The sequence below is a fragment of the Nonomuraea sp. NPDC052265 genome, assembly GCF_044547985.1.
Taxonomy (GTDB): Bacteria; Actinomycetota; Actinomycetes; order Streptosporangiales; family Streptosporangiaceae; genus Nonomuraea.
Genome location: NZ_JBIUBJ010000013.1, coordinates 38,813 through 61,319, shown reverse-complemented (window position 1 = coordinate 61,319; position 22,507 = coordinate 38,813). Strand labels below are relative to the sequence as shown.

General features: G+C 74.5%; 12 protein-coding genes. 9 read left to right on the top strand and 3 right to left on the bottom strand.

Features of this window, described 5'->3' with window-relative positions; all coding sequences use genetic code 11:
• Positions 1–5: 5 nt before the first annotated feature.
• Together ACIHAD_RS31870 and ACIHAD_RS31865 are read right to left on the bottom strand one after the other, a co-directional pair.
• The gene (locus tag ACIHAD_RS31870) at positions 6–4,868 is read right to left on the bottom strand and encodes a DNA-binding protein (RefSeq protein WP_397358380.1); all 4,863 of its coding nucleotides are present in this window, start codon (positions 4,866–4,868) and stop codon (positions 6–8) included.
• A complete protein-coding gene (locus ACIHAD_RS31865) occupies positions 4,865–5,731 on the bottom strand; it encodes a DUF4132 domain-containing protein (RefSeq protein WP_397358379.1) in 867 nt (288 codons plus the stop codon). Before ACIHAD_RS31865 ends, ACIHAD_RS31870 begins: the two co-directional genes overlap by 4 nt.
• Positions 5,732–6,042: 311 nt before the next feature.
• On the opposite strand from ACIHAD_RS31865, the gene ACIHAD_RS31860 reads away from it, so the two are divergent.
• The 7 genes from ACIHAD_RS31860 to kstD all read left to right on the top strand — a co-directional run bounded on the left by ACIHAD_RS31860 (position 6,043) and on the right by kstD (position 19,064).
• Positions 6,043–7,638, top strand: a complete 1,596-nt coding sequence (locus ACIHAD_RS31860; protein ID WP_397358378.1) for an FAD-dependent oxidoreductase — start codon at positions 6,043–6,045, stop codon at positions 7,636–7,638.
• Between the two features lie 29 nt (positions 7,639–7,667).
• On the top strand, positions 7,668–8,879 hold the full coding sequence (locus ACIHAD_RS31855; RefSeq protein ID WP_397358377.1) for a cytochrome P450: 1,212 nt from the start codon (positions 7,668–7,670) through the stop codon (positions 8,877–8,879).
• 92 nt (positions 8,880–8,971) lie between these two features.
• On the top strand, positions 8,972–11,818 hold the full coding sequence (locus tag ACIHAD_RS31850; RefSeq protein WP_397358376.1) for a helix-turn-helix transcriptional regulator: 2,847 nt from the start codon (positions 8,972–8,974) through the stop codon (positions 11,816–11,818).
• Positions 11,819–11,892: 74 nt separating this feature from the next.
• Entirely contained in the window at positions 11,893–12,015 is a 123-nt protein-coding gene (locus tag ACIHAD_RS31845; protein ID WP_397358375.1) for a hypothetical protein, read from the top strand.
• Between the two features lie 117 nt (positions 12,016–12,132).
• A complete protein-coding gene (locus tag ACIHAD_RS31840; protein WP_397358374.1) occupies positions 12,133–16,158 on the top strand; it encodes a S8 family serine peptidase in 4,026 nt (1,341 codons plus the stop codon).
• A gap of 183 nt (positions 16,159–16,341) precedes the next feature.
• Positions 16,342–17,232 carry a YihY/virulence factor BrkB family protein gene (locus ACIHAD_RS31835; protein ID WP_397358373.1) on the top strand — a complete coding sequence of 297 codons (891 nt, stop codon included), beginning with the start codon at positions 16,342–16,344 and terminating at the stop codon, positions 17,230–17,232.
• A 74-nt stretch (positions 17,233–17,306) separates the two neighbouring features.
• Positions 17,307–19,064, top strand: coding sequence for a 3-oxosteroid 1-dehydrogenase (gene kstD / locus ACIHAD_RS31830; protein WP_397358372.1), 1,758 nt, complete (start codon positions 17,307–17,309; stop codon positions 19,062–19,064).
• Positions 19,065–19,067: 3 nt separating this feature from the next.
• Here kstD and ACIHAD_RS31825 read toward each other — a convergent pair whose 3' ends face one another.
• The gene (locus tag ACIHAD_RS31825) at positions 19,068–19,736 is read right to left on the bottom strand and encodes a hypothetical protein (protein WP_397358371.1); all 669 of its coding nucleotides are present in this window, start codon (positions 19,734–19,736) and stop codon (positions 19,068–19,070) included.
• A 451-nt stretch (positions 19,737–20,187) separates the two neighbouring features.
• Between ACIHAD_RS31825 and ACIHAD_RS31820 the strand changes: the two genes are divergently transcribed.
• Complete coding sequence (locus ACIHAD_RS31820; RefSeq protein ID WP_397358370.1) at positions 20,188–21,579, top strand: APC family permease; 1,392 nt, start codon at positions 20,188–20,190, stop codon at positions 21,577–21,579.
• 186 nt (positions 21,580–21,765) lie between these two features.
• The gene (locus ACIHAD_RS31815; RefSeq protein ID WP_397358369.1) at positions 21,766–22,329 is read left to right on the top strand and encodes a dihydrofolate reductase family protein; all 564 of its coding nucleotides are present in this window, start codon (positions 21,766–21,768) and stop codon (positions 22,327–22,329) included.
• Positions 22,330–22,507: the final 178 nt, after the last annotated feature.

Below are 22,507 nucleotides of genomic sequence, written 5' to 3'. Positions count from 1 at the left end.
GGAGGTCAGCGGCGGCGGCCGCGTTTGACGTCGAGCTGCTCGAACCGGGGGACGTCGCCGTCCCGGACGCGCCGCCACGCCCTGGCGTAAAGGTCGGCCACGGGCTCGCCGGGCACGAGAGGGCCGTCGAGGCCCGCGTTCGGGCTGAACATGGGGAGCTTCCACTGCTCCAGCGGGAGCCGCGGCGTCCGCTGCTCCGACCAGCCGCCGGACAGGAACAGCGAGCGCCCGGCGCGGGCGCGGACGGCCTGGACGACCAGGTCGGCGTCGGCCAGCTCGGCCCGCGCGGCCTTGAGCCGGGCCGGCTTCCAGCCGGTCCACCGGGCGACGTTGCGGTCGGTGGGGTCGGGCATGCCCAGCAGCATCAGGTAGACCGCGGCGGCGTCCTCGCCGAGGCCGTGCGCCTTGGCGACGTCCACGACCAGGTCGGGGGCCGAGCGGGTGGGGTCCTGCGGCCACCAGGTGCCGTCGGCGTCCCGGTCGCCCTGGAGCGGGTCGCCGGGGTCGGCCAGCAGTGCCGCGAAGCGGGGGTCGAGGGCGGTGCGCAACGCGGCCACGGCGGGGAAGGAGCCGTTGAGCCCGATCAGGGCCCGCAGGTAGGGGTCCTCGCCGGCGGCGTCGAGCAGGTCGGGGCGGAGCGCGGGCGAGGGCTGGCTGTCGTAGGTCGCCATGACGACGGCCCCGTACCGCTCGTAGCCTTCGCCGGCCTCGGTCGGCGTCCCCGCGACCTTCTTGAACCCGGGCAGGCCGACGTACTTGTCGAGGTCGAGCAGCAGCCGGGGGTTGGCGAGCCGGTCGCGGACCGCCGACAGGGCGGCGGGCAGCCCGGCGCGCAGCGGGTGCCCGGCCGGCAGCCGGTGGGCCAGCCAGGCGGCCGTGGCGACGGCCATGACCAGCGACCGTCCGCTGAACCCCGTGCTCTGGCCGACGGGGTGGACGCGGTCGCCGCGCACCTCCCACTCCAGGTCCACGCTCAGCTCGGGAGTGGCGGCGGGGGCGAGCACGGCGCGCAGGGAGTGCGCCGCGTCGTCCCCGGCGCCGCGCAGCGTGCGGACGGCCTCGCCGAGCAGCCATTCGGGCAGGGCGAGCCGCTGCCCGACGCGGTCGTTCCACACCCGCGCGGCGGCGGCCACGTCGGGACCGTCGGTCCACAGGCGGGCCGGGTCGGCGGGCAGCAGCGCCGCGGTGACGATCTGCCGCACGTCGGCGCCGAGTGCGCGCAGCTCGTCCTTGGCGACGGCGGCCTCGGTCACCTTCACGCCGATCGCGGCGCGGGCCTCCCTGTCGAGGAAGGTCCGGTCGTAGGTGTCCACCTGCGGGAACCCGGCCACGATCAGCCGCGCGGCGGTCTGGGAGACCCCGGTGAGCCGGGCGAACTCCTCGGCGGCGGCGTCGTGCCAGGGGGCCGGGCCGCGCGCGGCCAGCTCGGTGAGGAACGACTCCAGCCAGCCCGCCTCCCTGTCTCCGCCGACGGGCGAGGAGTCGCGGACCGTGTAGGGCGCGGGCACCTCGAACGCCCCGGCGGGGTCGTGGCACAGCGCCGTCCATTCGAGCCCGTCGACGTCGGTCTCCCGCAGGTCGAGGAAGGCGGCGAACGCGCCGCCGCCGAGCGGCAGCACACCCGAGAGCGAGCCGCCCGGCGCGGTGCCGTCCGCGACGGCCATGTGCTCGCGCCTGAGCGTCACCGTCATGCGGCGCCAGCGGGACGAGCCCGCCGCGGTCGGCAGGCCGCCGTCACGCAGCTCGCCCAGCAGCACGCCCAGCGCGTCCCGGTGCTCTGCCGGCGTGGTCGGCGCCGCGCTGCGGTACGCCACGGCGGCGCACTGGTCGAGCAGGCGCTCCCACCGCAGGCCGGAGGCGGGCAGTCCGGGCAGGTGGAGGTGGTTGGCCACCTGCGGGCGGTCCTGTCCGGCGGTCACGGCCCGGCCCACCGCCCGGATCTGCTGGAACGCGGCGTCGCGGCTGTAGTGGTGATGGCCGCGGCCGTCACCGACGCCGTTGAGCGCCTCCGCCAGCAGCGCGTCCGTGGGCCCGGCCGGGCCCTGCACCTCGGCCGGACCGCCGGCCAGCGCGCGGTTGAGGTTGGCCACGACGGTGCGTACCGCGTCCTGCTGGGCGGCGGCGAAGCCGACGATCCCGGCCACGCCCTTCAGCAGCGCCTCGTGGGTGATCCCCGGCAGCAGCGCGCGGACCGCCGCGAGCAGGTCGGCACCCTGCGGCTCGGCCGCTTCGAGCAGGGCCGCGGCCGTCTCGCGGTCCAGGCGGCGCAGCACCGCCGAGCCCTCGGGGTCGCGGGGGCGCAGGCAGTACCAGTAGCGCTCGGGCGGCAGGATGGGCATGCCCGCGCCGAACGCGCCCGGCTTGGCGTCGGTCCGGTACTCGGCCAGGACGACGCCGTCGGCGTCCACGAGGCTGATCCGGTAGCTGGTGCGCACGACGGCGCAGGGCCGCTCCGCGCCGGGGAAGGTCAGCACGCGCACCGGGACGCCGGCGTCCGGCGGCAGCGTCACCGTGGTCCCGGACAGGTCCTCGGCGCGGTGGGAGCCGTCGGGCAGCTCCGTCACGCGCAGGCCGTACAGGCCGTTGACGGGGGCGCCGACCGGGGTGGGCCCGGCGGAGGGGGCGGGCAGCAGCCAGCCCTGGCCGGGCCTGACGTCCGGCGTGGCGGCGAGGAAGGCGGGCAGCGACCTCCTGCCGAGGGCGCCGCCGGCGGGGTCGAACTCGTACCAGCCGCTGTCGTGTTCCGCCCAGACCCACGTCCAGAAGGACGTGCCGTCGGTGATGAGGTGCCGCTCGTCGGGGACGGCCGTGTCGCCGGCGTGCAGCACGCCGTACCCGGTGGTACGGCCGCCGCCGGGCACGGCGAGGCTGACCGGGTCCTCGCCCAGGTAGTAGTCCAGGCGCGTGCCCCGGCTCCGGTCCGTCCCGTCCAGGTCGCGCACGCGGTCGGCGGAGGTGTGCCAGTAGCCGCGCAGCCCGTTGGCGCGGTCGCGGGAGTCCCAGTAGACGAGCAGCTCGCCGTCCACGTAGTGGAAGCCGGGATCGCTCCAAGTGTCGTCCCTGGGGACGCGCAGGTCGTGGGTGAGCACGGCGCCGTCGGCCGAGAGCACCCGGGCCTGCGCGGTGCCCGCGACGACCAGGTGGGGCCAGGCGTCGCAGACGACGAGGTCGTCGATGTCCTTCTCCGGGACGAGCTCGGCGGCGGCCTCCTCGAAGGCGGGCCAGCCCAGCTCGTCGATGATCCCGGACCGCAGGGCGCGGGCCAGCACCCCGGCCACGTCGGCGTCGGTGGCCGCCCGGCGCACCTCGTCCTCGGCCAGGGCCAGGGCCTCACCGGGCAACCAGGACAGGCGGCGCAGGGCGTCGGGCAGGGTGGGCAGGCCGGCGGCGGCCGAGCGCCGGGCGACCAGGCGTACCCAGTCGGCCAGCATCGGCCCTCCGCCCAGGGAGGCGGCCAGGGCCCGGACGGCGGCCCTGCCCTCGTCGTCGGCGTCCAGGTGGTCGGCGCCGCGCCGGAAGGCGGTGTGGAAGCGGCCGTCGGCGGCCAGGGCGAGCAGGTCGCGCCGGTCCTCGTGCCCGGCCCAGTGCGCCAGCCGGAGCCGGGCGCCGTCGCCGGGGTCGGCCACGGGGACGCCGCGGGCCAGCAGCAGGTCGATCAGGTCGGCGTCGTCGTCCACCGCGATCGTCCCGCCGGTCTCGGTCAGCTCGGCGCGCAGCCGGTCGGCCATGCGCTCGATCAGGGCGTGCAGCGCGGGCAGGTGCGGCGGGACGCCCCAGGCCCGTTGCCGCGCGGCCAGGAACCTGCGCAGCCAGCCGGCGGCGCCGTCGGCCGAGCGCTCCTCCTCGGGCACGTCGGCGTGCAGCCCGGCGGTCGCGCCCGCGCCGTCCAGGATGTCGAGCCAGATGCCCGGCAGCTCCCGGTCGCGGCCCTCGGGGATGACGTTCAGCAGCGTGCCCCTCAGCTCGGGCCGCTGCCGGGCCAGCGCCGCGACGGCCGGGGCGTGGGACCTCCACCAGCCGGTCGGGGCCTGCATGACGGCCGGCAGCGTCAGCACCTCGGCCAGGTAGTCCTGCTCGGCCGCCTCCGCGTCCACGCCGGCGGCCCTGGCGAGCCTGCGGATGTCGGCGGCCATCTGCGCCGAGGGGGCCAGCCCGCCGGCGGTCCTGCGTACGCACAGCCGCGCGTACCTGCTCAGCGCCTCCGCGGCGGGCAGGCGGGCGGTCAGCTCCTTGGCGTAGCCGGACAGCGCCTTGACCGGCAGCGCCCCGGCCAGCGCGAACTCCAGGAACACCGCGTCGAGCCGGTCCTCGTCCACGGCGAGGCCGTGCTGGGCCTCGGCCCGGCGGGCGGCGGAGAAGAGCTGCCCGGCGTACTGGGTGTTGTCGGCCGCGGCGAACACGCGGGCGGCCTGCTCGTAGAAGGTCGGCAGGAAGTGCGGGACGGACGCGGCGAGCTGCCCGGCCAGCCGCTGGTAGGCGTCGAGCGCCATCTTGGGCTTGGACCGGGCCTGCCGGGCGACGCGCTCCAGCTCCGGCACGACGGCCAGGGCGTGGTGCCCGTCCTGCGGGTGGTGGACCAGCACCCATTCGGGGAAGCCGAGCGAGCGCCGCAGGCCCAGGCCGACCACCGCGGGCTCACCCTCGGGCACCAGGCCGAGGAAGCCGCCCACCGCGTCCTCGGCGGTGCTCAGCTCCTCGGTGACCAGGCGGACGATCACCCGGTCGTCGAGCCCGGGGTGCCGGTAGGCGCGGGCGACCAGCGGCACGGCCCGCTCCCCCGCCCCCTCGGTGCCGGGCGGCAGCACCGCGCCGGCGTCGAGCAGCTCGCCCGCCTCGGAGGCGGTCCTGTCGGACGTGTTGCCGGTCATGCGCTCTTCCCCTCTTCGACCTGCCGCCCGGCGTACAGCGCGGCGGCCATTCGCATGCCTTCGGACCAGGCGACCGGGCCGACCTCGCGCAGCGCGAGCGTCCGGCCGTCCTGGTCGCGCCAGGTGAGGTCGCCCGTGGACGTCTCGCTGTCCCAGTAGGGCTCGCCGATCCAGACGGCGGCCTCGGTGAGCCGGCCGCCGTCGCGCACCTGGCAGGTGGCGAAGCCGCCGGTGACGCGGTAGCCGAGCTGGGTGGCGCGGGCCGCCACGCCGAACCTGGAGGCGTACGTGCCGCCCGCGAAGTCCTTCACCTGGCGCACCCCTTCGCCCTGGTCGGCGGGCTTGCGCCAGATGGCCCGGTGGATCTGCTCGACCTTCTGCGTGATGCCCAGCTCCGCGGCGAACTCGCGCAGGTCGTCGAGGTCGGGCAGGAGCACCGGGTGCGGCAGCGTCACCGTGCGCGCGGACAGCCTGACGGTATCGCCGTCGAGGTTGACGGCGCGCAGCTCGCCGGAGGCGGTCGCGTCCCGCAGGAAGCCCACCTCGTCGGGGTCGTCGCCGACGACCGCCACGTCACGCAGCGCCGTCTGCCACGCCTCGTCGGGCCACACGCGGGCGATCAGCTCGGTCGGCACGGGCAGCGAGGACACCATCCAGGCGTCCACGTGCGCCACGCAGGACGCGGCGTGCCGGTCGAGCCATTCGGCGAAGCGGCGCAGCCGGTCCGCCTCGGGGTGCTCGCGCACCGCCTTCGGCAGCGTCTTGAGCTGCCGCCCGGCCGAGCGGCCGGACGTGGCCCTGGCCGTGACCCGGCCTTCCATCAGGGCGATCTCGTACGCGTCGCCCGCCGCCAGCCAGCCCAATTGCCGCCGCCTCTCGTCGTGAAGCCAAGGGAATGTGTCGAGGCGCGGATCTCCCGCCGCCACGTTGCGCGGAACGTTATCGGCGATCACTGACAAATGCCTACCGACTGCTCGAAGCCCTGGTTACGGTGCCGGGTCCCGCCGGCGACCCGGGCCGCCCGGGATGGCGTGATTTCTCTCCGTACCGCCTAAAGACCAGGGCAGGATCGCCGCGCGCAGGCTACGGGCGCGGGCGGCGGGGGTAGGCCATTCCGGGCCGGGCGCGCCGACCGGGGAGCGGGCGCGCGGCTCGCTCGACGGGGGGATGGCCGGTGAAAGTCGTCGTCGATCTGACGCGTTGCCAGGGGTACGGGCAGTGTGCCTTCCTCGCGCCCGACGTCTTCACCATGCGCGAGGAGTCCCTCCTGTACGACCTGGACCCCGGCGACGACCGGCGCGAGCACGTGCTGCGCGCGGCGGCGGCCTGCCCCGTCCAGGCCATCCACCTCGACTGGACGGCGACCCGGCTCACGCCCGAGCCGCCCGGCCCGCCGGCGCGCGGGATGACCGACGGGCGCATCGTCGTCGTCGGGGCGTCCCTGGCCGGGGCGCGGGCCGCCGGCGTGCTCAGGCGGGAGGGCTTCACCGGGTCGCTGACGGTGATCGGGGACGAGCCCGCCGAGCCGTACGACCGGCCGCCGCTGTCCAAGCAGGTGCTCATGGGACAGGTGGCGCCCGACCACGTCATGCTGCCCCACCTGCGCGAGGTCGAGGCCGAGTGGCTGTGGGGCACCCCCGCGACGGGCCTGGACGTGGCCGGCAAGCGCGTCCTGCTGGCCGACGGCCGCGAGGTCGGCTTCGACCGGGTGCTGCTGGCCACCGGCACCCGCGCCCGGCCCTGGCCGAACGAGGAGGAGGCCCGGCTGGAGGGCGTCCACACGCTGCGCTCGATGCGGGACGCCGCCGGTCTGCGGAAGGCGCTGGCCGCCCGTCCCAACCGGGTGCTCATCCTGGGCGCCGGGTTCACCGGCAGCGAGATCGCCTCGGTCTGCCGCGAGCTGGACCTGCCCGTGACGGTCGTCGAACGCGGCCAGGCGCCGCTCGTCAACGCCCTCGGCGGCGTGATCGGCGACGTGGCCGCCCAGCTCCACCGCGAGCACGGCGTGGACCTGCGGTGCGGCACCACGGTCACCTCATTGGAGGGCGACGGGCACGGGCGGCTGCGCGGCGCCCGCCTGTCGGACGGCAGCACGATCGAGGCCGAGGTCGCCGTCGTCGCGCTCGGCTCGGTCCGCAACGTCGAGTGGCTGCACGACTCGGGGCTGGCCGCCGGGGTGTGGGGGGTGGCCTGCGACGCCGGCTGCCGGGCCGTGGACACCAACGGCCTGGTGACCGACGACGTCTTCGTCGCCGGCGACATCGCCCGCTTCCCGCACCCGCTGTACCAGTACCAGTTCATGACGCTGGAGCACTGGGGGAACGCGGTCACGCAGGCCGAGATCGCGGCCCACAACATGGTCAGCGACCAGACGCAGCGCTGGCCGCACCTGTCGGTGCCGGTGTTCTGGTCCAGCCAGTTCGGGGTCAACATCAAGTCGGTGGGCGTGCCGACCTTCGCCGACGAGCTGGTCGTCACGCAGGGCTCGACGGACGAGCGCCGCTTCGTCGCCGTCTACGGCTACCGGGGCCGGATCACCGCCGCGGTCACCTTCGACCAGGGCATGTGGCTGGAGTTCTACCAGCGGCTGATCGAGCGGGCCACGCCCTTCCCGCCCGCCTTCCGGCACCTCGACCAGCGGGGGGAGGCGCGGCCCGTACCGGCCCGGGTGCCCGAACGGCTGGTCGCGGCTGAGGGGGCGACGGTCGTGGTGACCGGCCACGACCCGGCCGAGCGGCGCGCCTCGCTGCTGCACGCGCCGCAGAGCTGACCCGGCAGGAACCCAGGACAGGAGTGGACATGACCTCGGACGCCGCCTTCCAGCGCATCCTCGACCCGGCCGGCCGCGCCGACCCCTATCCGTTCCTCGGGGAGCTGCGCAGGAACCCGGTGACCCGGCTGGAGGACGGCTCGTACGTCGTCAGCACGTACCGGGAGATCGTCGAGCTGCTGCACGACCCGCGGGTGAGCTCCGACCGCCGCAACCTGGCCGACGCGCCGGAGACGCCGGAGCACGCGCCCGCCTTCATCAGGCTCGACCCGCCGGAGCACGACCGGCTGCGCCGCCTGACCATGCGCCACTTCGGGCCGCCGCACTCGCCGGGCGTCGTGGACGGGCTGCGTCCCATGATGCTGGCCGCCACCACCGAGCTGATCGACGCCCTGGCGGGCAAGACCCGGGCCGACGTCGTCGACGAGGTCGCCTACCCGCTGCCGATCGCGGTGATCTGCCGGCTGCTCGGCGTCCCGGCGGAGGACGAGCAGCAGTTCCACGCCTGGGCGGACCAGATCGTCGAGACGCTCGGGCCGGGCGAGGAGGCCCGCGCCGAGCGGGCGCGGGAGCGCCAGGCGGTGGCGGAGAACCTGGAACGCTACCTCGCCGGGCTGGCCGAGGAGCGGCGGCGGGAGCCGGGCGACGACATGCTGTCCGGGTTCGTCACCTACGAAGGGCCCGACGGCCGGATGACGCCCGAGGAGGTCGTCGCCACCTCGCTGCTGCTGCTCATCGCCGGGCACGAGACCACGATCAACCTCATCGCCAACGGCATGCTCACCCTGCTGCGCGACCCCATCCTGCTGGAACGCCTGCGCGCCGACCCCGACCTCGTCATCACCGCGGTCGAGGAGCTGCTGCGCTTCGAGCCGCCCGTGCAGCTCGTCTCCTCGCGGGTCACCCTCGACGACGTGGTCGTCGGCGGGGTGACGATCCCGGCCGGCTCGCCCGTCGTGCTCGCGCTGGCGGCGGGCAGCCGCGACCCGGCCCACGTGCGCGAGCCCGACCGGTTCGACCCGTGCCGCAGGCCCAACGAGCACCTGGGGTTCGGGGGCGGCGTCCACTACTGCTTCGGCGCGCCGCTGGCCCGGCTGGAGGCGCAGGTCGTGCTGGGGGAGCTGGTGCGCAGGGTGCGAAATCCGCGGCTGGTCGCCGACCCGCCGCCGTACCGGCCGAGCGCGGTGCTGCGCGGCCCACGCCACCTGCTGATCGACTACGACGCCATCACCCCCGCCTGACCCTCCCACCGGCCGGCTCCCCCACCCGAGGCCGGGAGCCGGTGGGGTGATGTGACGTTGATCTATGGGTTCGGGTGCAGTTGAATGAGCGGGTGCGTGCTGGGCGGGTGGTCTCCCCGGTTCTGGTGGGGCGGGAGAGGGAGCTCGCCCGGCTCGTCGCGCTGGTCGCCGGGGCGCCCGCCGTGGCCGTCGTCGAGGGCGAGGCCGGCATCGGCAAGTCCAGGCTGACGGCCGAGCTGCTCGGCGCTCCCGCGGTGACGGGCCTGCGGGTGCTGAGCGGGGCCTGCGTGCAGATCAGGGAGCCGTTCCCGCTGGGGCCCGTCGTCGAGGCGCTGCGCGGACGCGCGTCCGAGCTGGACGGCGCGGCGCTGTCGCCGGTCGCGGGCGCGCTGCGCGAGCTGCTGCCGGAGCTGGCCGGCGTGCTGCCCGAGACGCCGCCGCCGCTCGACGACCGGGCGGCCGAGCGGCACCGGGTCTTCCGGGGGCTCGCCGAGGTGCTGACCGCGCTCGGCCCCGCCGTCCTGGCGGTGGAGGACCTCCACTGGGCCGACGGGCAGACGGTCGAGTTCCTGACGTACCTGATGTCCGTGCTGCCCGGCACGTTACGCGTGGTGCTGACGTACCGGAGCGAGGAGGCGTCCGGGGCGGTACGGGCGATCACCGCGCGCGCCCCCGACACGACCACGGCCGAGCATCTGGTGCTGCCGCCGCTCGACGCCGCCCAGACGCGGGTGATGGCCTCGGCGATCCTGGGGGCCGAGGAGGTGACGGCGGAGTTCGCCGAGCACCTGTGCGGGCGGGCCTCCGGCCTGCCGCTCGCCGTCCAGGAGCTGCTGGCGCTGCTGCGCGACCGCGGCACGCTGATCCGGTGGGAGGGCGGCTGGGCGCGGCGGGCCCTGGAGGAGCTGGACGTGCCGAGCGGGGTGCGCGCCTCGGTGCAGGAACGGGTGGCCCGGCTCTCCCCCGGCGCCAAGGAGGTGGCGGAACGGGCCGCCGTGCTGCAGCTCCCGGTGCCCGTCGCCCTGTTGTCGGGACCGGACGTCGGCGCGATCGACGAGGTGCTCGGCTCCGGGCTGTTCGGCGACACCGGCGGGCTGGTCGGGTTCCGTCACGTGCTGGCGGCCCAGGCGGTCTACGAGGCGATCCCGCTCGGCCGCCGCCAGGCCCTGCACGCCGCCGCCGCCGACACCGTACGCGAGCTGCGCCCGGTGCCGCTGGGACGCCTGGCCCACCACCTGCGCCAGGCCGGCCGGGCCGGGCAGTGGGTGGAGGCCGCGATCGAGGCGGCCGAGCAGGCGTCGCGGCTGGGCGACGACGCCGAGGCCGCGCGCCTGCTGGAGGACGTCCTGCGCGGCGCCGAGCTGCCCGCCGCCCGGCGGGCCGAGCTGACGGTGAAGCTGGGCTGGGCCGCCCTGGAGCTGCTGCGCCCGCCGCCGGTCGCCGACCTGGTCACCGGCGCGCTGGAGCAGGACGTCCCGCCCCCGCTCCGCGGCCGGCTGCGGCTGCTGCTCGCGCTGCACCTGGAGCGCACCCGCACCGACGGCGCCCGCATCGGCGAGGCCTTCGCGCGGGCCGCCGACGACCTGGCCGGCGAGCCGGGGCTGGCCGCGTGGGCCATGGCCGGGGTGGGCCGCCCGCCCAGCGGCCTGCCGCCGAAGGAGACCATGGCGTGGCTGGAGCGGGCGCTGGCGACCCTGCCCGCCGTCGCCGACCCGGCCACGCGCATGCTGGTGCTCGGCAAGATCGCGATGATTTTCGTGGTGATGGGCGACCCGCGCTGGGCCGTGCTCGCCGACGACCTGCTGCGGGAGACCGGCGGGCGGCGGCTGCTGCGCCGCGAGGTCAACGCCTACCGCTCGATCGGGGGCGCGGCCCTGTTCAGCGGGCACCACCGCCGGGGCCGCCGCCTGCTGACCGCGGCGGTCGAGGACGGCGCCGAGCCCGACCTGCGCGAGCGGCTCGAACTGCGCTGCCTGGTGAACCTGGCCGCGGCCGACTACTTCGAGGGCTCCTGGCACGGGCTGCCGGCCAGGCTCCAGGAGCTGCGCGACCACTTCGTGGACGAGCCGCACGAGCGCATCCTGGTGGACATCGTGACCGCCTGCCTGGCCGCGGTGCAGGGCCGCCAGGAGGCCGCGCTGCCGCCGCTGCTCGACGCCGCCGCCGAGGCGCGTACCCGGGGGCAGTACGACGACCTCGTGCTGCCGCTGGCGATGCTGCTCAGGCTGGCCGCGGCGCGGGGCGAGCCGGAGGCGGCGATCGCGGCGGCCATGGAGGCGCTCCGCTCCTGGGAGGCGAGCGAGCTGTGGCCGGTGGCGGTCCGCGCGCTGCCCGGACTGACCGAGGCGCTGCTGGCGGCGGGCCGTCCCGAGGAGGCCGCCGAGGTCGTGGCGCGGCACGCCGCCCGGGTGGACGGGCTCGACGCGCCGCTGGCCGCGCCCGCGCTCGCGCAGGCCCGCGGCCTGCTGGCCGCCGCCGAGGGGCAGTGGGCGCGGGCCGCGGCCGAGTTCGCCGCCGCCGCCGACGCCTTCGAGCAGGTCCCCGCCCGGTACGAGGCCGCGCAGGCGAGCGAGCAGGCCGCCGCCTGCCTGTTCGCCCTCGACGACCCCGAGGCCGCCGTCCGGCTGGGCCGGGCCGTCGCGGTGTACGCCGACCTCGGGGCGCGCTGGGACCTCGACCGCGCGACCGGGCTGGGCCGCAGGTGGGGTGTGCGCCCGGCGACGCAGAGCGCGCCCGCGCAGGCGGGGAACGACCACGCGCTGTCGGCCCGGCAGGAGCAGGTGGCCCGGCTGGCGGCCGAGGGGCTGACCAACCAGGAGATCGCCAGGGAGCTGTTCCTGTCGCCGAAGACGGTGGACAAGCACGTGAGCGCGGCCATGCGCAAGGTGGGGGCGCGGTCGCGGACGGAGCTGGCCCGCCACCTCCTCCCCGGCGACTGAATCCCCAAATTGGGGATTTTTCCCCATAGGGCACCCCATACCGCACCCCATACGGCTGCCGCGACACTTTCGGCATGTCCGAAACCCCCCAGGACCCCGACCGGCCGGACCTGGACGACCCCGTCCCGGACGACCCCTCCCCTCAGGAGGAGACCCCGGACCCCCCTCGCCCGCCGGACGGCTTCGAACCCGTCTGACCCCTCCCGGACGGGATTGAACCCGTCTGACCACTCCCGGACGGTATTGAACCCCGTCTGACCACTCCCGGACGGCATTGAACCCCGTCCCCCCTCCCCCCCGCCAGAAAGGCCACCATGGCATTGCCCCGCCCCCCGCTGGCGCGCCGGACAGGCGTCCTGCTGACCGCGGTCACCGCGCTCGCCGGCGTGCTGACCGCCGCACCGGCGACCGCCGCGACGCCGGACGTCCCCGCCCCCGCAGCCGCTCCCACAGCCCCCGCGCAGGCCGCCAAGGACGTCACCCTGTCCGGGGTGCGCGCCCAGAAGATCGTCGTCACGCTGATCACGGGCGACAAGGTCCAGCTCACCCGGTCCGCCGCCGGCCGGTACCGCGTCGAGACGGCCCCCGGCACGCGCCAGGACGGCCGCCGGATCAACCTGTTCACCCGGTTCACCCCGGACGGCGTCTTCGTGCTGCCGGACGACGCGATCACCGCCGTCCAGGCCGGGCTGGTGGACAGGCGGCTGTTCGACGTCAAGTACCTGGCCGAGAACGGCTACGCCGACGACGTGGCCAAGCGGCTGCCGGTCATCGTGCAGTACCCGGGCGACCAGCCCGAGGCCGCGGTCAAGCGCTCGGCCGCCGCCGTCCCCGCCGGCGATCCCACCCGGACGCTGGAGAGCATCCACGCCTCCGCCCTCGACGTCACCAAGGCCGAGGCGGGCACGTTCTGGCAGGCCGTACGCGGCGGGCAGCCCGCCCGGGAGGGCCTGGCCAAGGCGCCCGGCACACTGGGCGGCGGCATCGCCAAGCTGTGGCTGGACGCCAAGGTCAAGGCCGACCTGGACGTGAGCGTCCCCATGATCGGCGCCCACCAGGCGTGGGAACGCGGCCAGGACGGGACCGGCGTGAAGATCGCCGTCCTGGACACCGGCGCCGACACCGGCCACCCCGACCTGGCCGGGAAGATCGCCGACAGCAAGTCGTTCGTCCCCGAGGAGCCCGTCCAGGACGGGCACGGGCACGGCACCCACGTCGCCTCGACCATCGCCGGGACGGGCGCGGCCTCGGGCGGCAAGTACAAGGGCGTCGCCCCCGGCGCGCAGCTCGTCGTCGGCAAGGTGCTCGACAACACCGGCTCCGGCCAGGAGTCGTGGATCATCGAGGGCATGGAGTGGGCCGCGCGCAGCGGCGCCAAGGCCGTCAGCATGAGCCTCGGCGGCCCGCCCAGCGACGGCACCGACCCGCTCAGCCAGGCCGTGAACGACCTGACCGCCGAGACCGGCACGCTGTTCGTGGTCGCCGCGGGCAACCTGTACGAGGCCGAGACGATCAGCATGCCCGGCGCCGCCGACGCCGCGCTGACCGTGGCCGCGGTGGACAAGAAGGACCAGCTCGCCGCGTTCTCCAGCCGCGGGCCGCGTCCGGGCGGCGGGCTCAAGCCCGACATCGCCGCGCCGGGCGTGGACATCGTGGCCGCGCGGGCGTCCGGCACCGCCATGGGCTCCCCGGTGGACGATCACTACACCGGCGCCTCCGGCACCTCCATGGCCACGCCGCACGTGGCCGGCGCGGTCGCGATCCTGGCGCAGCAGCACCCGGACTGGACGGGCCCGCAGCTCAAGACGGCCCTGATGTCCACCTCCAAGGACGACGGCTTCACCGTCTACGAGCAGGGCGCCGGCCGGGTGGACCTGGACCGCGCGACCCGCCAGCAGGTGTTCGCGACCAGCGGCGGCGTGGACTTCGGCCTGCTGGAGGCCGGCGGCGCGGCGAAGACCGGCGAGGTCTCCTACCGCAACCTGGGCGACCGGCCCGTCACGCTCACGCTGAAGGCGGCGATGGGCGCCGCGAAGCCGGTCCTCGCCGACGCGACGCTGACCGTCCCCGCCGGCGGCACGGCCGCCACCACCGTCACCCTCGACCCGGCCGAGCTCGCCATCGGCACCTACAGCGGTGCCGTGACGGCCGAGGCCGACGGCGTCCGGCTCACCACGCCGCTCGGCGCGGTCCGCGACGCCCCCAAGTACGACCTGACCATCCGCACCCTCGACCGGGACGGCAAGCCGCGCACCCCGACGGCCATGAGCGTCCTGGACGTGGACGGCGACAAGGGCGAGCTCGGCCCCCACCGCATCGACGACGCGGGCCTGGTCGTGACCCGCGTCCCGGCGGGCACCGTCAGCCTGCTCCAGGTGCTCGACTGGGTGGACGGCGACGACCGCGCCAACCGGGCCTGGCTGTTCGAGCCCGAGCTGACCGTCACCGGCGACACCGAGATCACCCTCGACGCCCGCAAGGCCACCGAGATCAGCTTCAGCGCGCCGAAGACCGCGCAGCCGCTGAACAACACCTACGACGTCTTCTTCCAGCGCACCCTGCCCAACGGCAAGGTCTTCGGCGGCACGCTGCTGTCGAGCCGCCCGATCGGCGGGTGGGAGAGGGTGTGGGCGCTGCCGACCAGGAAGGTCACCAAGGGCGGCTTCCGCTTCGCCGGCCAGTGGGAGCTCGGCGTGCCCGAGGTCACCATGACCATGCGCACGCCGAGGCGCACGACCCTGCACCCGGTCACCCGGGTCCACATGATCGACGCGGGCGAGATCCATCCCGGGTACGTCCCGTTCGAGGGCACCAAGGACCTGCGGGTGGTCGACGCCGGCAAGGGCCGTCCCGAGGACCTCGCGGGCAAGGACCTGCGCGGCGCGCTCGTGCTGATCGACGCCGAGCCCGCCGAGGGGATCTTCGGCACGGCGTGCGGCCTGCAGATCGAGCGTGTGGGGCCGATCAGGGACGCGGGCGCCGCCGGCGTCCTGGCCTTCAACGAGAAGGCCGCCACCTGCCCGGTCCCGCTGCCCATCGCGCAGAAGCCGTTCAGCGGGCCGTTCAAGCCGGTCGGCGTCCCCGTCGCCTACGTCTCCAACGCCGAGGGCGTGAAGATCCGCGAGGAGGCCGGCCGGGGCGAGGTGACCGTCCGGGTCGAGGGCACGCCGAACACGCCGTACTCCTACGTGTTCAGGCCGACCGCCGACGGGCGCGTCCCGGACTCGATGCGGTACAAGGTGACCGACCGTCAGCTCCACCGGGTGGACCTCGACGTGCACGGCGCGCCGTACACGAAGTACATGAGCTGGCGCGCGTCGTGGCGGACCGACGACATCTCCTACACGACGACCAACACCGACATCCTGCACTGGTCCACCCCGATGCCGGAGCGCAGGTCGCAGTACGTCTGGCCGCTGGACTCCAAGCTCGTGAGCGTGGCGGGCCTGTCCGCGCTCGTCGCGTCCGGGCCCGGTGAGGAGATCCAGGAGACCCGCTACCGGCACGAGGTGTTCGACCGGCCGGGCAGCACCGTCCAGAAGTGGTTCGCCACCCCGAGCACGCCGGGCGCCTCGACGGCCTCCGACAAGCTGTACGCGCTCGGCGGCGACCCGGACGCGCCCCCGCTCAAGCAGCTCGTCATCGGGGTGCCGTGCGCGATCTGCGTGCACGACGGCAACCTGTGGGTGACGCCGTCCCTGGTCAACGGGGTCGGGGAACGGCGCGACGACGGCAGCGCGTTCGGCGACCTCGCGCCGCGGTACGAGCTGCACCTGTACCGCGACGGCAAGGAGCTGCCGAACGCCCCCGTGCCGGGGTTCGACACGCTGCCGCGCTACCCGCTGCCCAAGGAGCAGGGCACCTACCGGCTGACGGCGAAGAACGCCTCGCAGGACGTCGAGTGGACGTTCACCGCGCCGCCGGCCAAGGAGCAGCTCAGGCCGGGCGCCAACTGCTACGCCTGGTTCGTCGACGGGCTGGTCGAACAGTGCCGCACCACCCCGGCGGTGTACGTCAGCTACGACCTCGGTGACAGCCTGTCCGCCGGGAACACGGTCGCGGCCGGGCGCAGGCACACGTTCGAGCTGGAGGCCTACCACGGGCCGTCGGCGGCGAGGATGCCGACGATCGCGGGCGTGCGGCTGTGGACCAGCACCGACGACGGCGCCACCTGGCAGCCCGCCGACCTCAGGCGGGGCCGGGACGGCGTCTACACCGCCGGTGCGAAGTACCCGGCCCTGCGCGCCACCAAGGGCGCGGTGAGCCTGAAGGTGGAGGCGTGGGACACGGCGGGCAACCGCCTCAGGCAGACCACCCTCCGCGCGTTCGACCTCCGCTGACCGCAGCGCCGCGGCCGCCCGCCAGGCGGCCGCGGCGCGTCCGGCCCGTCGTCCGCGGGGATGAGGGCGAAACCTCGCCGACCACCCCTGCCGGGCCGTTCCCCGCCTGATCCGCTCATGGCGGTACGGTGAGCACCCGGCGGCGTACGGCCACCGGGACGGAAGCGAAGGGAATCCCGCGCCATGAACGCCACCGGACCGCACAAGGGCCTGGCGGCGGCCTGGCAGCGGGCCCGCGACCGGCACGGCTGGCTCGACCACCTGTCCCGCGCCGTGGTGCGTTACGACAAGACCGACGGCGGCCGGCTGTCGGCGGCCCTGACCTACTACTCCTTCTTCGCCACCTTCGCCCTGGCCCTGCTGGCCTTCGGCATCCTCGGCCACGTCATGGACGACCCGACGGTCCTCGCCACGGTCCAGCACTACCTGAGCGAGAACTTCCCGCGCCTCGACGTCCAGGCGATCCGGGAGGCGGGGGGCACGGCCGGCGCGGTGGCCTTCGTCGCGCTGCCGCTGACCGGGCTGTTCTGGATGGACACCCTGCGCTCGGCCACCCGGGCGATCTGGCAGCTCGACGAGTATCCGGGGCGCTTCCTCCTGCGCCAGCTCATCGACCTGGGCGTGATGGCCGGGCTCGGGCTGCTGCTCGCCCTGTCGCTCGCCGTCGCCTTCGCCGCCGAGCGGCTGCTGACCTGGCTGGCCGTGCTCACCGTGGGCGTGGCGGCCCTGCCGGCGCAGTGGGTGCTCACCGCGGCCGGGATCGTGCTCGGCCTCGGCGTGAACACGCTGCTGGCCATGGCGCTGCTGACCGCGCCGCCGCGGTTGCGGCTGCCGCTGCGCCGCGTGACGGGCCCGGCGCTGGTCATCACCGCCGGGCTGGAGATCCTCAAGACGATCGGCCAGGTCTACGTCAACCTCACCGCGGCCAATCCCGCCTACCGGGTCGTCGCGGGCGCGGCGGGCATGCTGCTGTTCCTGAAGGTGCTCAACCAGCTCATCCTGTTCGCCACCGCTCTCACGGCGACCGGCACGGCGGGCCACGCCAAGGATCTGGCCGTACGGCGGGCCCGTTGACAGGCTAACCAACCAAGCGCATGCTCGCTTCGGCGAGAGGGCCGACCGGCTCTCCCCTGTCGAAGGGATCACCGATGCGACCTGCCTCAGCGGCCTCCGACGTCCTCACCCTCCAAGGGCGCAGCCGCCGTTCCCTGCTCGTCGCGGGCGGGATCCTGGTCACCGGCGCGGCGCTCGGCCAGGACCCGGCCTACGCCGAGGCCGACTACGACGTGGTGGTGGTCGGCTCCGGGGCCGCCGGGATGACCGCCGCCCTCACCGCCGCCAAGCGCGGCCTGAGCACGGTCGTGCTGGAGAAGGCGCCGACGTTCGGCGGGTCGGCGGCGCGGTCGGGGGCGGGCATCTGGATCCCGTGCAACGAGGTGATCCTGGCCGCCGGGGTGCCGGACACGCCCGCCAAGGCCGCCGCGTACCTGGCCCGCGTGGTGGGCGACACCGTCCCGGCCACGCGGCAGCAGGCGTTCCTGGCCGCGGGGCCGGAGATGATCTCGTTCGTGACGCGCAACAGCCCGCTGCGCTTCCGCTTCATGGCGGGGTACTCCGACTACTACCCGGAGTTCCCCGGTGGGATGCCGAACGGGCGCTCCATCGAGCCGGACCAGTTCGACGGCAACCTCCTCGGCCCGGAGCTGGCCCGGCTGAACCCGCCGTACATGGCGACCCCGGCGGGCATGGTGGTCTTCAGCGCCGACTACAAGTGGCTGACGCTCGCCCTGGTCAACCCGAAGGGGGCGGAGGTGTCGGCGGCGTGCCTGCTGCGGGGCACGGAGGCCGCGCTGCGCGGCGAGAAGCCGCTGACGATGGGACAGGCGCTGGCCGCGGGGCTGCGCGCCGGGCTGCTGGCCGCCGGGGTGCCGGTGTGGCTGAACACCCCGCTGCTCGGCCTGCACGTCGAGGGCGGCCGGGTCGCGGGCGTGGTCACCTCGGCCGGGGTGGTCAGGGCCAGGCGCGGGGTGATCGTCGGGTCGGGCGGGTTCGAGCACAGCGCGGCGATGCGGGCCGAGTTCCAGCGCCAGCCCATCGGGACGAGCTGGACCGTCGGCGCCAAGGAGAACACCGGCGACGGCATCGAGGCCGGCGAGCGGGCCGGCGGCGCGCTGGACCTGATGGACGACGCCTGGTGGGGGCCGGTGATCCCGCTGCCCGGCGAGCCGTACTTCTGCCTGGCCGAGCGGACCCTGCCGGGCTGCCTCATCGTCAACGGCGGCGGCCGGCGCTTCGTCAACGAGGCCGCGCCCTACAGCGACGTCGTGCACGTCATGTACGACCGCAACACCCCGTCCGACCCGCACATCCCCGCCTGGCTGATCATCGACCAGCAGTACCGCAACAAGTACCTGTTCAAGGACATCGCCCCGCTGCTGCCCTTCCCCGACTCCTGGTACGACGGCGGCGCCCTGTTCAGGGCTCCGACGATCGAGCAGCTCGCCCGCAAGATCGGGGTGCCGGAGGCCGCCCTGCGGGCCACGGTCACCCGGTTCAACGGGTTCGCCCTGGCCGGGCGGGACGCCGACTTCCACCGCGGCGACAGCGCCTACGACCACTACTACGCCGACCCGTACGTCCGGCCCAACCCGTGCCTGGCGCCGCTCTGGCTGCCGCCGTTCTACGCCTTCAGGATCGTCCCCGGGGACCTGGGCACGAAGGGCGGCCTGCGCACCGACGCCCGCGCCCGCGTCCTGCGCGCCGACGGCTCGGTCGTCCCCGGCCTGTACGCCGCCGGGAACGCCAGCGGCGCCGTCATGGGTCACAGCTACGCGGGCTCGGGCTCGACCATCGGACCGGCAATGACCTTCGGCTACGTGGCCGCGAACGACCTGGCCGGCGCCTGACCGTCAGTCGGCCGTGTAGCTGATCGAACGCACGTCGTAGCCGGCCGCCTTGGAGCCGCGTACGTGCATGAACATCGCGCCGCCCTCGTAGGACCAGGCGCACGCGTAGCCCTTCGGCTCCTTGGAGCAGCCCTGGAAGTGGTGGGCGACGCCGCGCGGGTCGTACCCGACCCGGAACAGCGTCCGCACCGCGCCCTCGGCGCCGACCTCCAGCGCCGCGTACCTGTCACCGCGCTTCCAGGCGGTGAACAGGTGCCCGGCCACGGCGGACGGCCGCACGATGTGCCGGGACAGGTAGACCTTGGTGACCTTGGAGCCGGTCACGGCCATCGCGATGCCGTTCAGGCCGCCGGGCACGCGCACGCTGGTGTGCACGTACCGGCACACGCCGTCCGAGCAGCCGTCGAAGCGGTCGGGGGCGCGGTAGGCGTAGGTGAAGATCGTGCTCACCGCGGCGGGGGTGGCGACCCGCGCCGCGGCGGCGCGGTCGCCGGCCAGCCACGCGCGGAACAACGTGCCCGCCACCTTGCCGGGCGCGGGAGCGGCGGCAGGAGTGGTGGCGGCGGTGGTGGCGGCGGTGGTGGCGGGGGCGGGGGCCGCGGCGGGAAGGCCGAGCGTCAGCGTGGCGGTCGCCGCGAGTGCGGCGCCGCCGAGAACCAGTCGTCTGAACACGCTCCGACGCTAGGATCCGCCCCTTGCGCGGCGATTGCTCCCGGCTTGCAGTCCCTCGGGCGACGTCATCCGCCAGCCCCGGCATGCCGCCGCCGCGAGCCGCGAGCGGGCCGTCGGGCAGATCGTGGAGCGCTACGGGGTTCCCCGAGGCGATTTCGACAACTGACCGAAAGTTTCACGAGCCACCACAGCTCCCACCAAGGCCACCCCGCTCCCGAGGCGCGGCGGCCGGACGGCCGCCGCGCCGTTCGCGTACCGGGGTGGAAGCTCAGCGTGACGACGTGTTCACGGATGACAAGCGGGGATCGTACAGTGTCAGGATGACGGTCGAGATCACGTGGTCGCCGCGGCGCGCGCCGACCGGCCGGGGTTCGCCGTCGCCCGCGCAAGGGAGGTATCCCGCGCAAGGGACGTAGCCCCGCCATCCTCACGGACGAGAAGGACCACCCCCATGGCTCAGATCAGTCCCCCCAGCCCGCCCGAGGCCGGCAGCGGCCAGCCCAGCCTGAAGCGCGTGATGGGCCCCGGCCTGTTGCTGCTGTTCATCGTCGGCGACATCCTCGGCACCGGCATCTACGCCCTGACCGGCCAGGTCGCCGGTGAGGTGGGCGGCGCGGCCTGGTTGCCCTTCACGATCGCCTTCGTCGTCGCGCTGATCACCGCCTGCTCCTACCTGGAGCTGGTCACGAAGTACCCGCAGGCCGCGGGCGCCGCTCTCTACGTGCACAAGGCGTTCGGCAAGCACGCGCTGACGTTCCTGGTGTGCTTCGCGGTGATGTGCTCGGGCATCACGTCGGCGTCGGCGGCGTCGCGGGCCTTCGCCGCCAACCTGGCCACCGGGTTCGGCCTCGACGTGGGCAACGGCGTCATCCTGCTGATCGCCGTGGGTTTCATGCTGCTGATCCTGGCCGTCAACCTGCGCGGCGTCGGCGAGAGCGTCAAGCTCAACGTCGTGCTGACCGCGGTCGAGCTGTCGGGGCTGCTGATGGTCATCGTGCTCAGCCTGTACTTCATCTCCGGCGGCCATGCCGACTTCTCCCGCGTCGTCGCCTTCGAGACCCCCGCCGACAAGAACGTGTTCCTGGCCGCCAGCGCCGCGACGTCGCTGGCCTTCTTCGCCATGGTCGGCTTCGAGGACTCCGTCAACATGGCCGAGGAGACCAAGGACCCGACCCGGATCTTCCCGCGCATGATGTTCGCCGGCATCGGCATCACCGGGCTGATCTACGTGCTCGTGTCCGTCTGCGCGGTCGCCGTGGTGCCGGTCGGGCAGCTCGCCGAGAGTGAGACGCCGCTGGTGACGGTGGTGCAGACCGCGGCTCCCGGCGTGCCGATCGCCTCCCTGCTGCCGTTCATCTCGATGTTCGCCGTGGCCAACTCGGCGCTGATCAACATGCTCATGGCCAGCCGGCTGCTGTACGGGATGAGCAAGCAGGGCGTGCTGCCGCCGTTCCTGTCGGCCGTCCACGCCACCCGGCGCACGCCGCACGCCGCGATCCTGTTCACCACGGTGATCGCGGTCGCCCTCATCACGTTCGTCTCGCTGGTCCCCGACAGCCCGGTCGTGGCGCTGCTGGGCGGCACGACCTCGCTGCTGCTGCTCGCCGTCTTCGCCGCGGTCAACGTCGCCGTCCTCGTCCTGCGCCGGGACGTGACCGGCACCGAGCACTTCAACGCGGGCCGCGTGCTCCCCGTGGTCGGCACCGTCACCTGCCTCTACCTGGTGCTGCCGTGGTCCTCCGGGCGTCCGTCGGGCCAGTACGAGATCGCCGGGATCCTGCTGGTGGTCGGCGCGATCCTGTGGGGAGCGTCCTGGTTGTCGGCCAGGAGGCGCCGGGCCTGACCGGCTTTCGCCGGGGATTTCCGCCGGCATTCCGGGAGTGGCGGCGCGCCTTTCGTGAATCCGTGTCCCATTCGCCGGACTTTCCCTTCCGTTTCCGTCCCGGCGGCCTTAAGCCCGGCGGAAGAAGACCGTAAGTATGCTCCGGCACGGTAGTGACCACAGAGCGGAACCGGAAGGGAAAGATCAATGCGCAAGGTCAAGCTTCAGCTCCAGATCACCGCGGACGGCTTCGTGGGCGGCCCCGGCGGCGAGATGGACTGGGTGAAGTTCCCCTGGACCGACGACATCAACGCCCACGTGGCGGCGGTGTGGGAGCCGGTCGACACCATCGTGCTGGGCCGCAGGCTGGCCGAGGGCTTCATCCCGGCCTGGGAGTCGCGGCCGGCGGGCGAGACCGAGGAGGGCATCGACAAGATGATCAACACTCCGAAGGTCGTCATCTCCCGCAGCCTGTCCGAGTCGCCCTGGAAGAACGCCGTCGTGGCGGGCGGCGACCTGGCCGAGACCGTCAACGAGCTGAGGGCCAAGCCCGGCGGCGACGTGATGGTGGCCGGCGGCGCCTCGATCGGCCGGCAGTTGATCTCGCTGGGGCTGATCGACGAGCTGCACCTGTTCGTCAACCCGGTCGCGATCGGCGAGGGGCTGCCGCTGTTCCCGGCGGGCGAGGGTTACCAGAGGCTGCGCCTGGTCGCCGCGCGCGCGTTCGACTGCGGCGTGGTGGGCCTGCACTACGAGCCGGAACGTTCCTGAACCGAAGAAGACGAAAGGAAGCGCCGGAGAATGGCCCGCCCGTGGACGTCGATTTCTGGTCAGAACGTCGCTGACCCGGAGATAGTCCGGCGGTCAACATCGGTAATGCGAGGGGCCGGAAGAATGGCGGCCGGTGCGCCGGAACGGTCTCCCGGCGGGGGACGCCGGACGGGGTGAG